Origin of the sequence: Flagellimonas amphidinii, from assembly GCF_013090115.1 — a bacterium.
Classification (GTDB): domain Bacteria; phylum Bacteroidota; class Bacteroidia; order Flavobacteriales; family Flavobacteriaceae; genus Flagellimonas; species Flagellimonas amphidinii.
In genome coordinates this window covers 346,092-358,520 of record NZ_JABFNN010000039.1, presented here as the reverse complement: position 1 = coordinate 358,520, position 12,429 = coordinate 346,092, and the positions used below count along the sequence as shown (strand labels likewise).

Annotated in this window: 12 protein-coding genes; 3 read left to right on the top strand and 9 right to left on the bottom strand. The window is 39.1% G+C overall.

Annotated elements, in window-relative coordinates:
- Window positions 1–49 precede the first annotated feature (49 nt).
- Window positions 50–808: an XRE family transcriptional regulator gene (locus HJC33_RS13560; protein WP_171659648.1), complete on the top strand. Its 759-nt coding sequence runs from the start codon at window positions 50–52 to the stop codon at window positions 806–808.
- A 1-nt stretch (window position 809) separates the two neighbouring features.
- Here HJC33_RS13560 and HJC33_RS13555 read toward each other — a convergent pair whose 3' ends face one another.
- The 5 genes from HJC33_RS13555 to HJC33_RS13535 all read right to left on the bottom strand — a co-directional run bounded on the left by HJC33_RS13555 (window position 810) and on the right by HJC33_RS13535 (window position 6,796).
- Window positions 810–1,823 (bottom strand): SMP-30/gluconolactonase/LRE family protein, encoded by a 1,014-nt coding sequence (locus HJC33_RS13555; RefSeq protein WP_171659359.1) that lies wholly within the window; start codon window positions 1,821–1,823, stop codon window positions 810–812.
- Window positions 1,810–3,525 carry a glycoside hydrolase family 43 protein gene (locus HJC33_RS13550; RefSeq protein WP_171659358.1) on the bottom strand — a complete coding sequence of 572 codons (1,716 nt, stop codon included), beginning with the start codon at window positions 3,523–3,525 and terminating at the stop codon, window positions 1,810–1,812. Before HJC33_RS13550 ends, HJC33_RS13555 begins: the two co-directional genes overlap by 14 nt.
- A gap of 63 nt (window positions 3,526–3,588) precedes the next feature.
- On the bottom strand, window positions 3,589–4,518 hold the full coding sequence (locus tag HJC33_RS13545) for an ATP-grasp domain-containing protein (protein ID WP_171659357.1): 930 nt from the start codon (window positions 4,516–4,518) through the stop codon (window positions 3,589–3,591).
- A gap of 11 nt (window positions 4,519–4,529) precedes the next feature.
- Window positions 4,530–6,215, bottom strand: a complete 1,686-nt coding sequence (ggt, locus tag HJC33_RS13540; RefSeq protein ID WP_171659356.1) for a gamma-glutamyltransferase — start codon at window positions 6,213–6,215, stop codon at window positions 4,530–4,532.
- Window positions 6,203–6,796, bottom strand: a complete 594-nt coding sequence (locus tag HJC33_RS13535; protein ID WP_171659355.1) for an acyl carrier protein phosphodiesterase — start codon at window positions 6,794–6,796, stop codon at window positions 6,203–6,205. The genes ggt and HJC33_RS13535 overlap by 13 nt, the downstream gene beginning before the upstream one ends.
- An 88-nt stretch (window positions 6,797–6,884) precedes the next feature.
- Here HJC33_RS13535 and glmM point away from each other — a divergent pair, with 88 nt between their 5' ends.
- Window positions 6,885–8,276: a phosphoglucosamine mutase gene (glmM, locus tag HJC33_RS13530; protein WP_171659353.1), complete on the top strand. Its 1,392-nt coding sequence runs from the start codon at window positions 6,885–6,887 to the stop codon at window positions 8,274–8,276.
- Here the strand turns inward: glmM and HJC33_RS13525 are convergent.
- Together HJC33_RS13525 and HJC33_RS13520 are read right to left on the bottom strand one after the other, a co-directional pair.
- Window positions 8,273–8,812 (bottom strand): Cif family virulence factor, encoded by a 540-nt coding sequence (locus HJC33_RS13525; RefSeq protein ID WP_171659352.1) that lies wholly within the window; start codon window positions 8,810–8,812, stop codon window positions 8,273–8,275. The genes glmM and HJC33_RS13525 overlap by 4 nt on opposite strands.
- Window positions 8,813–8,965: 153 nt before the next feature.
- Window positions 8,966–9,865 (bottom strand): lysophospholipid acyltransferase family protein, encoded by a 900-nt coding sequence (locus HJC33_RS13520; protein WP_171659351.1) that lies wholly within the window; start codon window positions 9,863–9,865, stop codon window positions 8,966–8,968.
- A gap of 52 nt (window positions 9,866–9,917) precedes the next feature.
- Between HJC33_RS13520 and HJC33_RS13515 the strand changes: the two genes are divergently transcribed.
- Window positions 9,918–10,568 carry a rhomboid family intramembrane serine protease gene (locus HJC33_RS13515; RefSeq protein ID WP_171659350.1) on the top strand — a complete coding sequence of 217 codons (651 nt, stop codon included), beginning with the start codon at window positions 9,918–9,920 and terminating at the stop codon, window positions 10,566–10,568.
- A 117-nt stretch (window positions 10,569–10,685) separates the two neighbouring features.
- Here the strand turns inward: HJC33_RS13515 and HJC33_RS13510 are convergent, their stop codons facing one another.
- Window positions 10,686–11,801, bottom strand: coding sequence for a TlpA disulfide reductase family protein (locus HJC33_RS13510; protein WP_171659349.1), 1,116 nt, complete (start codon window positions 11,799–11,801; stop codon window positions 10,686–10,688).
- 102 nt (window positions 11,802–11,903) lie between these two features.
- On the bottom strand, window positions 11,904–12,395 hold the full coding sequence (locus tag HJC33_RS13505) for a hypothetical protein (RefSeq protein WP_171659348.1): 492 nt from the start codon (window positions 12,393–12,395) through the stop codon (window positions 11,904–11,906).
- Window positions 12,396–12,429 lie beyond the last annotated feature (34 nt).

Genomic DNA, 12,429 nt, shown 5'->3' with positions numbered 1-12,429 from the left:
TAATCCATAAAATATTTTGGAAATAATCCAAAAACCCTATATTTGGACTGTGGAAAACGAGCTTACCATAAAACGTTTTACAGATATCAGAAGGGAATTGGGGTATACGCAAACCGAATTTGCTCAGTTATTGGGTGTTAAAAATACTACTGCTGATATTGAACGGGGAAGGACCAAACTTTCGGGAAAGGTGGTTACTGAACTCTTGAGTCAATTCAAAATTAATCCACTGTGGTTGTTTGGGGAAAGTGATCAAAAACACTTGGATACTTCAAAAACCAGTGTGATACCAAAAGTTGTCACTGTGGACAGCGCCGACCAAGACAATATGGTTTTGGTGAATGCCAAAGCAGCTGCTGGGTACCCCCAAAATATTACGGACACTAGCTGGTACAGACAGCTTCCTGCTTTTGATATGCCCATTCCTGAATTCAGAAATGCTACGTATAGAGGCTTTCAAGTGGAAGGAGACAGTATGTTGCCCAATTTAAAACCCAATGATTGGGTTTTGGCACGGGCGATTGAACATATAGACCATGTAAGTCCCAATAAAATGTACGTTGTGGTTTTACAGGATTCCATTATGGTGAAAAAAATAGAACGGAAACCCAACTCCAACAATGTCACGTTGGTATCATTGAATGAAACCTATCCTCCTTATGACATTAAACCTTTTCAAATCCAAGAGATATGGGAAGTGGGCAGCAAACTTACCTTTAATGTCGATGCAACAACTGACACTGGATTGTTGAAACAATTACAACAGTCTATGGACGAGTTGAAGAAGCAGGTTGGGCAAATGAAATAGTTTAAAATCCAAAACCTATGGTTTTGGTCTGTATTCTCGCCAAATACATATCAGCTGTAATGTAAAGTACTGACCCATCTTCACCCCAGTTGCAATTGGCAGTAGGTACTCCAGTTTCAATACGGCCTAAAAGTTTACCAGTTTTGGATATTACCAATACACCTCCTGGTCCAGTTGAAAATATAGTGCCATTGCGGTCAACTTTAATTCCATCTGGCAGCCCTTTTAATCCTGACTTTGCCAAAGGAGTGGCATCAAAGAATAGTTTTCCTTCATCTAAAGAGCCGTTTGCTTGAACAGAATACTCCATAATGAACGCAGCGTTGGGGTCGGATTGGGCAACATATAGTTTTTTTCCATCAGGAGAAAGTGTTATGCCATTGGGGCGTGTAAGATTGCTCACAACCATTTCCACAGATCCATCAGAAGCAATCATGTAAACACCATGTGCATCAATTTCTCTTATTGCTGAATTTTCCCTGCCCGGCATGCCATAGGGCGGATCGGTAAAATAATAGGTTCCGTTGGATGCTTGAACCACATCATTAGGGCTATTAAAACGTTTGCCCTCCCAATTATCCGCCAACGTAAATTTTCCACCAGTGCCATCCATGGGCATTATGGTGACACGACGGTCTCCATGCTCGCAAGCCACTAACTCTCCATCTGTATTGATGAGTAAACCATTACTGCCCGGTTCACTACTGTAGGGCAAAATACCTGTATAGCCCGATGGCTTTAAAAAAATACTTAAGCTATCTTTTTCACTCCATTTGTAAATGGTATTTTCGGGAACATCTGAAAAGAGTATAAAATCTTCCTTTTTATTCCATACAGGGCCTTCCGTCCAAGTGAAACCATCCGCTAATACTTCAATTTCAGCGTTTGCATCAATCAATTCGTAAAATGCAGCATCTTCTGCAACCAGTTTACCAATGGTTTTTTGTTGAGCCAGTAATCCAATATGGCATATTAAGCAAAAAAGGATTGCAAGGAAAATGTTATTCAACCTCATTTTCCAGATTTTTGTAGACAGGATTGTCTGTTTTTATTTCAAACCAATCAAAAAGCGCACTATTGGCAGATTCGCTACCATTTGAAGTAGCATATAATGCCTGCATGACACCTACAAAACCTCCAGCGGTTTCTGTACTCAAAATGGTAGCGTCAACATTGGTTATTAGTGGTGTTAATGCATCTTCTGAATTTCCATAGTAAAAGTTCATGGTGTTGCCTTTGTAATCAACCTTCAAGATTAATTCATCTTCCGCAGTATGTATTGGTACAGATTTGAGCAAATTTTTGTCATCTTCATTTTTTTGATATAACCTAAGGGTCTGTTCACCATTTTCATTTTTTTCTAGGGCCATGAAGTAGTAATGTGTTTCATTTCGATATAATAATAACCCAGCCTGTTCTCCAGCCGCATCTGGTTCAAATTGCATTTTCGTCATTACATGCCCATAGTCTGATTTTTGTCTTTGGGCAATAAAACTTGTCATTCCATTGCCATCGACGGTTTCTGGACTAAGCGCTACTTTAAGTTTGCCAGATTCCAATTCGTATGAGTCTTTATTTGGATTTCTTAAGTAAACCCAGCTCATGTGAAGATCATCAAATTGATGTCTTAGCACAAAGTTCCCATTCAATGGCATTGTTGCGATGGTCTTATTTTCTGATAGGGGAGCTGTGTAGGTGTATTGAATCTCCTTATAATCCGGGTTGATGATAGGCCATCCATCTACCCATTTTACAGGAGCTAAAAATGTTTCTCTTCCTAGATTGAAATGTTTTCCTTCATATGGCCTTGTGGCCAGAAATACAGCCCACCAATCCCCATTGGGTCCTTCAATTAAATCTGCGTGACCAGTACATTCTATAGGATTTGGCCTTGATTTGTCCAAATTCCGTTGAGTTAATATGGGGTTATTTTCAAAAGACTCAAAAGGACCATTTACGGATTTACTTCTAAAAATCACTTCGGAATGATTCCATTCTGTGCCTCCTTCGGCACACATTAAATAATACCAACCATCCTTTTTGTAGAGATGAGGACCTTCAATCCAAATGGGTTCTTTGGAAAGATCTGTCCCACCATTAACTATTATTTTGGGTTCTGAAATAACCTTTAAGCTTTCGATGTCAAATTCAACCAGTTTAATGGTACGGTGTCCATAATACATGGCTTCGTTATTAGGAGCTTCACTATTAAAAACGATATAAGATTTGCCATCCTCATCAAAAAATATTGATGGGTCAATACCGCTTAACTCGGGTAACCAGTATGGGTCTGACCATGGGCCCTTTGGGTCTGTTGTGGTTACTACAAAATTGCCTTTGTATCCCACATTGGTGCAAACTACGTAATAAACCCCATTATGATAAGATATGGCTGGGGCAAAAAGTCCTCTGCTAGTGCCTTGTCCTGTTAAATCCAATTGCTCGTTTCGGTCCAGTACATGGCCAATTTGATTCCAGTTGACCAAATCTTTGCTTTCAAAAATGGGTAGGCCGGGAAAATAGCCAAAACTTGAATTGACCATATAATAATCATCGCCTACTTTACAAATACTGGGGTCAGGATAAAACCCGCTTAAAATAGGATTGTTGTATGTGATTTTCTCAACTACTTGTTTTTCGGGTTTGGAATTTTGCTTGCAACTTGCAAAAACCATAAGGATGGACAAAACCCATACCAGGGCTTTATATTTTTTCATTAGAAGACTGATTATTTTATAGATATGATATAAAAATAACCTTTTAAATGTAATGGTCACACTTTAGTGTGGGTTTGCAACAAAGTATTTGTTTTTGATGGCTTTAGCTAAAATATTGGCTGCTTCCGGATACAATCTAAACCATAGTTCTGGCTCAAAAATTTCCAGTTCTGCCAAGGCCCAATTACCGTTATTGTCCTTAAAAATATCCACTCGGGCATAGATAGGAAGCTCAGGTGAAGCGTACACAACACTTTTGGCGAATTCAATTTGTTGTTGGGAAGGAGTGTGCTCATGAACTGAGCCACCGAAATCATCTTGCACCCTGAAATCTCCTGGTTTTGCAATTTTTAAAACGGAATGGGTGTATTCGCCATTAAAGAGCATCATCGAAATTTCTCCTTCGGTTACAATGTGCTGTTGAAATTCTTGCAACATCATTGCTTCATTGGCCAAGAGTTCTTTAAAAATGGCGTTGTGTTTATTCCAATCGGATTTGTGGAATTTATATGTATGTCTTGCACCGCCCGAGATGCAAGGTTTCAATACAAAATATTCACTGTCCATATCAAAGGCTTGTGTTGTCTTCTCAAGGGCTTCCAGTAAGTTTATGCCTTCACTGGCTTCAAAAATGAGGGTATTGGGAATATTGATTCCTTTACCTTCCAATTCTTTTAAATAGTGTTTATCAATATTCCAATCGATCAATACTTTGGTATTGATGAAGTTGGTCAGTTTTGATGCATGTAGATACCATTTGGAAAATTCATCAAACCGGTCAAAATAATCCCATGTAGCTCGGAAGATTGCATGTTTGGTGGTTGTCCAATCAAAATCTGGGTTGTCCCAAGATATTCTTGTGGTTCGCAGGCCTAATCTTTGTAATGCCTCTATTACCAAATGGTCTTCGTGTAGGACATTATCAATATAAATATTGCGCTCTTTTGGGTCGATGTACCTTGGGTCGGCCAATACTACAACATCAAAATTCATCTTTCATCCGTTTAGAAACCAACTGCGGTATCGTCCCCTCTCTTGTCTGCACCGCCTTCCAATCGACCATCAGGTAAAACACGAATGGCATCTACTTTGCCAATAATCCGTGTTATTTCTTCATTGATGTTATAGCCTTTGGATTTCAGTTCTGTTTTGAGTTCTTCGGGAAAGCCCTCTGGTTCAAAAATGACTACATCGGGGAGCCATTGATGATGAAAACGTGGAGCGTTGACCGCTTCTTGCATACTTAAGTTGAATTCATATACGTTGAGAATGGTCTGGGCCACTGCTGTGATTATGGTAGACCCACCGGGAGTTCCTACCACCATGTATAGGGTGCCGTCTTTTTCGATAATGGTAGGAGTCATGCTGCTCAACATTCTTTTTTCCGGAGCGATGCTATTAGCTTCAGCTCCCACAAGACCAAACATATTGGGTACGCCTGGTTTTGCACTAAAATCGTCCATTTCATTGTTCAAAAAGAAACCCAACTCAGCACAATAAAGTTTGGAACCATATCCTCCATTGAGGGTTGTAGTTGCTGAAATGGCATTCCCTTCGGCATCAACAATAGAATAGTGGGTGGTTTCAGAACTTTCCACGATTTCCACTTCACCATGACTCACGTCAGAAGAAAGTGTTGCTTTGTCAAATGAAAAGTCCTGCATTCTTTCTTCTAAATAGTTGTTGCTTAACAGTACATCTAAAGGAATATCAACAAAATCAGGGTCTCCCAAGAAGTAGTTTCTATCGGCATAGGCACGGCGCGAAGCTTCGGTAAAGAGTTGTACCGTTTTAGCGGAATTGTGACCAAATTTTGAAACGTTATAAGGTTCCATCATCTTAAAAATTTGGTTGATGGTCACACCTCCACTACTTGGAGGGCTCATTGAAATGATTTTCAGGTCTTTGTAGTTGAAAACAATGGGGTATCTCCATTTAGCTTCGTATTTGGCCAAATCTTCTTCAGTAATAAATCCACCTTTTTCTTGAATGAAATCCGCCAATTTTTGGGCAACTTCTCCTTTGTAAAACCCATCTTTTCCTTCTTCCAGTATTTTTTGAAGGGTTTTGGCGAGTTCTGGATATTTTATGGTGTCCCCAGCTTTGAAGCTTGTTGCAAACTTGGTGCTGTCTCCATTGGCTTCAACGAAACGTTCTTTATAATTCTCCAACCGTTTTGCTTGTTTTGTTGTAACAACCACTCCTTTATTGGCCAGGGCAATAATTGGGTTTAAAATATCTGAAAGGGGAAGGGTTCCAAATTTTTTATGAACTTCCATGACTCCAGCTACAGTTCCGGGAACCCCAACGGCAGTAGCGCCTTTGGTGCTCATACTGGGAATTACATTGCCCAAAGAATCCAAATACATGTCTTTGTGTGCAGCTAAGGGTGCTTTTTCACGATAATCAATACCCCCTATAGTACCATCATTTTTTCGATATACCATGAACCCACCACCACCAAGGTTTCCGGCAAAAGGATAGGCGACTGCCAATGCTAGTTCGGTAGCCACCATGGCATCAAAGGCATTACCACCTTTTTTCATGATATCCGAACCAATTTTGGAGGCTTCTTCTCGGGCAGAGACCACCATGGCTTTATCGGTGACCAACCCAGTGGGTAGTGCTGGTTGTTTTTTACAATGTACAAATAGTAGGAGTAAGGGAACTAGAAGTATTAATTTTCGCATAGGGAAATAAATTTTTGTCGGGAAAAGGTAATCAATTCTTCAAAAAAAGCAGTGAATTCTTTTTCAAAGTCTGTATAGTGTTCTTCCAAATCCAAAATGGCAAAATTCATCTTGGATTTGTTCTTTGTTCTTCGATTCATGCCATTGAGAACCCTTGAAATCCCACTTAATTCGGCATAACTGAGCAACCAGTTATCGGCAATCATATACGGCATCATTCGTCTGGTACCTAAAGGCAATATCTCATAATTGTCCTCGAGCAAATCGTAGAAACTGTCTACATAACTATTTAAGGGAATAGAGGAGTAATCACCCCAGTTTTTTGCCAAAAAATGATCGTAATAGATATCTACAATCACTCTGCTATAGTGGCTGTAATTTTTATGAAGTCTTTTGCTGCTTTGCTTTGCAATGGGATGTGAGTCGGTAAAAGTATCGATCTCTCGGTGCAATAGAATTCCCTTTTGAATTTTTTCTGGAAGATGTTTGTATTTATTTCCACGGATGTGATCCGCAAAAAAATTCCCCAAAGTAATTTGAGGGTCATCAAACGATAAATAGATATGTGCCAAGAAATTCATCAGGAAATTTCAATTTATATCGAATTTACAAATTCAAAACATGGAATAGGAAACAGCCTTTTATATTTGCAAAAACTTTTTAACAACTATGACACTGATTAAATCAATTTCTGGAATACGAGGAACTATTGGTGGAAGAACCAATGATAATTTAACCCCAGTGGATGCAGTGAAATTTGCTGCAGCTTATGGAACGTGGTTAAAAACCTATTCCAAAAAGGATAAAATAACGGTTGTAATAGGAAGGGATGCACGTCTATCTGGAGAAATGATACAGAATTTGGTGGTGTCCACTTTGATTGGTTTGGGTATTGATGTGGTTGATTTAGGACTTTCTACAACGCCTACTGTAGAAATTGCCGTGCCTTTGGAAAAAGCAGATGGTGGAATAATTCTTACTGCGAGTCATAACCCCAAACAATGGAATGCGCTGAAACTTTTGAATGAAAAGGGCGAGTTTTTGGACGCAGTTGAAGGAGCAAAGATTTTGGAGCTGGTAAAAAAAGAGGATTTTGATTTTGCCGAGGTTGATGATTTGGGAAAGGTGATCAAAAATGATGCTTATATAGATATTCATATTGATGAAGTGTTGAATCTTTCATTGATTGATAAAGAAACCATTCAAAAAGCTGGATTTAAAGTAGTAGTGGATGGCGTAAATTCTACTGGAGGAATAGCTATTCCCAAATTATTGGAGGAACTTGGAGTAGAAGTAATCAAATTATATTGTGATCCAACTGGACAATTTCCGCATAACCCTGAGCCTTTAAAGGAACATTTGGGTGATATCTGTAAAAAAGTAGTGGAGGAAAAAGCTGATTTTGGTATAGTGGTGGATCCTGATGTAGATCGTTTGGCTTTCATCAGCAATGATGGTGAAATGTTTGGGGAGGAATATACTTTGGTAGCTTGTGCTGATTATGTTTTGAGTAAAACCAAGGGCAATACCGTTTCAAACTTATCTTCTTCAAGAGCACTGCGGGATATTACCAAAAAACATGGCGGCAGCTATGAGGCAGCCGCAGTGGGAGAAGTAAATGTAGTTGCCAAGATGAAGGCCAATGAAGCTATTATTGGCGGTGAAGGTAATGGAGGTATTATTTATCCAGAAAGCCATTATGGAAGAGATGCATTGGTGGGAACCGCATTGTTCTTAATGCTGATGGCAGAAAAAGGAGGCACTGTTGCAGAACTCAAAGCCAGCTACCCTAGTTATTTTATGAGCAAGAAGAAAATTCAATTGACCCCTGATTTGGATGTTGATGCATTGTTGGCTGCCATGCATGAAAAATACAAGGACGAAGAAATTTCAACAGTGGATGGAGTAAAGATAGATTTTCCAGATAATTGGGTGCACCTGCGTAAGTCCAATACAGAACCAATAATCCGAATCTATACAGAAGCTCCATCTCAGCAGGAGGCAGATGCTTTGGCAGACAGGATTATTGATGAAATAAAGGAAGTGGCCGGTTTAGATTAACCTTTTAACTCGTAAATAGTTTCTTGGGCATTAAAATCCTCACTGGTTATATTGGTCCTGCCGTCTGAATCCAACCATAGTTTCCATTGGCTATTTTCTTTGATGAGCCCTACATAGAAGTGTCCGTAACCCCGAACGGCGAAGTTCTCATCATCTGGTCCTTTGGAACTGAATCGGTAATAACCTGTTTGATAGGCCATCGTTTGATCTTCGTTGATGGCCGTAGTAAGGAGTGCAAAAGCAATATCCATTTGCCGCCCTTGTTTTTTTACGTTTTCAACAAAACTTCCAAAATGGTCCAAATAGGCTTCTCCCGTTTCTATTCTGTTGTTGTCCATGGTTACACGAACAATGTCCTTGCTGTGCACTGATTTTAGTTTTTTGGAATCAGACTGTTGATAGGATTCCATAAAAGGAACCCAGACATCTTTTGCTATGGATTTTAAAATCTCTTGGGGAATTTCTACAGCTTGTCTTTGTTGAGCAAAAGCTGCGCTTGCAAATAATACAAAGATTAGACTAGTTAACTGTTTCATTTTTTGCTTGTTATAGAACCATCAATTTATAAAACATTTGACAGTAAAGTCTATTTGTTAAGAAACATTATGATTCATTAACAAAAGTTCACAATGAATTGATTTGTAATGGTTTTGAAGTAAAATCAATTTCAGCCTATAAAGAAATAGACATCAAACTATATCTTGGAATTCTTTGGGCACTCGATTTCTGTGCTTCCATCTTTTATGTGTCCAAAAATAGTATTCGGGAGCTTCATTGATTGCATGCTCAACCATGGACAAGAAGGCCTTTGTCAATTCAAATTCTTGCAGCTCGTCAGGATCTTCTGCAAGCAAATGAAATGACCCTTGGTAGTGACCTCGCTTTAGCTTGGTTACCTTTAGGTAAACCGCTGGCAAGCCCCATTTTCTGCATAATAGTTCAGCACCAACATGGGCGGGAACAGTAATTCCCATAAAAGGTGTCCACAGTTGGGTTTTACCAACCATGGGGGATTGGTCACTTAAAATACCGTACATGCTTAGATGATCTTCTCTCTTGTTTGCAGCTACAATTTGTTTGGTATTCTTGGTGGTTATGAGGGTGGTTCCAAATTTTTCCCGAATGTCCCGAACCAATTTATCAAAATACTTATTCTGAACTTTTTGATAAATGGCGTATCCTTTGGAAGCAATGTGTTTGTCCAATGCAATGACCCATTCCCAGCTTGCATAATGTGGAAACATAAGCATTACACTTTTGTTTTTTTCTTCAAGTTGATGTAGTACCTCTAAATTGGTGAAGACAAAACGTTTTTGGAGCGATTTGTTCGAAATACCCATTGTTTTGACCATTTCCAAGAACATATCACACATGTGTTTGTAGAATTTTTTTTCTATTCGTAGGCGTTCGTTTTTGTCCTTTTCAGGAAAGACCAGGGCCAAGTTTTCCCGCACTACTTTTTTGCGATACCCAATAACGTGGTATAACAAAACATACACTCCGTCTGAGAGTAGGTAAATGATTTTGAAGGGGAGTCTGGAAATCAACCAGAGTAAGGGGTAAGCAAGGATAAATACTACCAACTGCATATGCTATTCTTGTGTGCAAATATAGCTATATTTGAATCCAAACCTTAGTGCCATGTATAATTTACATATTGCAACGATTGCCATAATGGCGGCGAATATTGTTGTTTCCATCAAAGGATTCAACGACCCTGTTTTTTTTGACCGATACAAATTTAGCATTGGAGGAATAAAAGCAGGGCAGCGAGAGCGTACTGTGACCTCAGGATTTTTACATGTGGACATTTCACATCTATTCTTGAACATGTTCACTCTTTATTTCTTTGCTAATGTGGTCATCAATTGGTTTGGACCAGGTAAATTCTTGATTATTTATTTCATAAGTCTGTTGGCAGGAAGTCTATTGGCATTGTTTTTCCATAAAGACGAGCCTTATTATACTGCCGTTGGAGCAAGTGGTGCGGTTGTGGGCATATTATATGCCGCTATTTTATTGAGACCGGATATGCAGTTGGGAATTATGTTCATTCCAATTCCTTTACCAGCTTATGTGTTGGGAATTGGGTATTTGCTCTATTCCATTTATGGAATGAAAAGTAGGTTGGGAAATGTGGGACATACAGCACACTTTGGAGGCGCCATTGGAGGATACGTGACAACTTTGCTTTTTAAACCAGAACTGTTTGTTACTGATACCTTAATTGTAGTCCTATTGGCCATTCCTATTGTGATACTCTTCGCTTTGGAGAAAATGGGAAAAATATAAACATGTAGTTAACCTGAACTTGTTTCAGGCTACCGCACTGTATAGTAGAGTTTTTTGAGATTCTGAAATTAATTCAGAATGACTCTATGTACAAGAATGGTTTTCTGACGCTGACTCTTAATTCAGGAATTCAGCTACTTTTTGTTCTAAAGCAGGCCCTCTAAGATCTTTGGCGACGATTACACCATTCTCATCTAAAAGGAATGCTGCGGGGATAGCATTGATGTTGTACAGGCGTGCTATAGGATCTTGGAATCTTTTGAGGTTAGAAATATGGTTCCACGCCAACCCATCATTTTCTATGGCACCTTTCCAATCTTCAGCACGGGTATCCAAAGAAACTCCAATAATATTGAATCCTTTATCACGGTATTTGTTGTATACAGCAACAATGTTGGGGTTTTCTGCTCTACATGGGCGACACCATGCTGCCCAAAAATCCACTAAGGTCAACTTACTGGTGTTTTTCACATCGCTAAGCGCTAAAAGATCACCATTTGGAGTTGGTGCTGAAAATTCTGGAGCAGTAGCGCCAATATCAGTGGATTTTACTTCATCCAATCTTTTTTTTAGGGTTTTGGCGGGTTCTGTAAGCTTCATCTCTGGAGTAAGAGCTTCGTACATTTCCTTTGCCTCATCAATAGATATTGCTTTTGAAGACATCAAATTACTCATAATCAATATTGAAATCAGAGAATTTGGATTTTGCTTGGCAAAATCGACATTGAAGTTTTTGGCTTCATCTTGGAACTCCACAAATTCTTCCCTCAAAGCAGCTGCAGTTGCGGTATCTCTATTAACAGATGCCATTCGCATATCTTTTTGCATGGAAGCAGCGCGTTCAGACAATTTTCTGGATTCTTCAAGGAAATTCATAAACAGGTCGTTTTGAACCGTACCTTTTAATTTGGCATAGTTCATACTATCTTTTTGAAATTTCATTTCAATACCCCCATTTTCCAAAACAAAGGGAACGTTGCCGCGACTGGCTTCAACAAAGACATAATGTAGTTTAGGCTCTCCTTGTGTTCCTTCAAAGATGAAAGTGCCATTTTCTAGAGCTGTAGTGTCAATATCAACCAATTGATTCAAAGAATCAGTGGTTTTTAGATAAATACTGGTACCATTGTCCAAGTCCCCAGTAATTGTTCCGTTAATGGTAAAGCCTTCAGGTTTAGAGTTACAGGATGCCAAAAACAAAACAACCAGTGCAATTATCAATACATTTTTCATTCTATCTTTTTTAAGAATTGCTAAGGTATTCATTCCACATGGCATAAAAAAACCCATGTCCGTATTACTAAGACATGGGTTTAATTCTTTTTGGAGTATGTTTTAAAATTGGTATCGTATGCCCAATGCTATGTCAAAATCAAAACCATTATCGAAACCATCATAGCCTAGCAAACCAATTTCAGGCCTAAAATCAAGGGAGAGCAATAGGGGGATATCAAAATCATATTCTACCCCAATATCTCCGGCCGCAAAAACAAAGAGACCGTCATTGTCATCGCTTCCATCTAATTCAAAATCCACATTGCCCAGACCGCCACCAACGCCATAGTACCAATTAAAATTACCATCCAATTGATGGACCCATTGGTATACGCCAGATAGTTTAAACGCATCAAAATCCCTGCTGTCTCTCCAGCCTAGGTTAAATTCGGCACGGTTGTACCGCCCAATGGATTTTTGATACGAGATTTCAGCGCCAAAACCGTCACTGTCCCCAAGTCTCAGACCCAGAGCATGTTCAGAGATGTCCTGTGCACTCAATGTAGCTGTTGCAAAAAAAAGTAGACCTGCAAATAATGTTGTAATCTTCATAAGTTTCTCGTTTAGTTAAAAAATAGAGATAGCT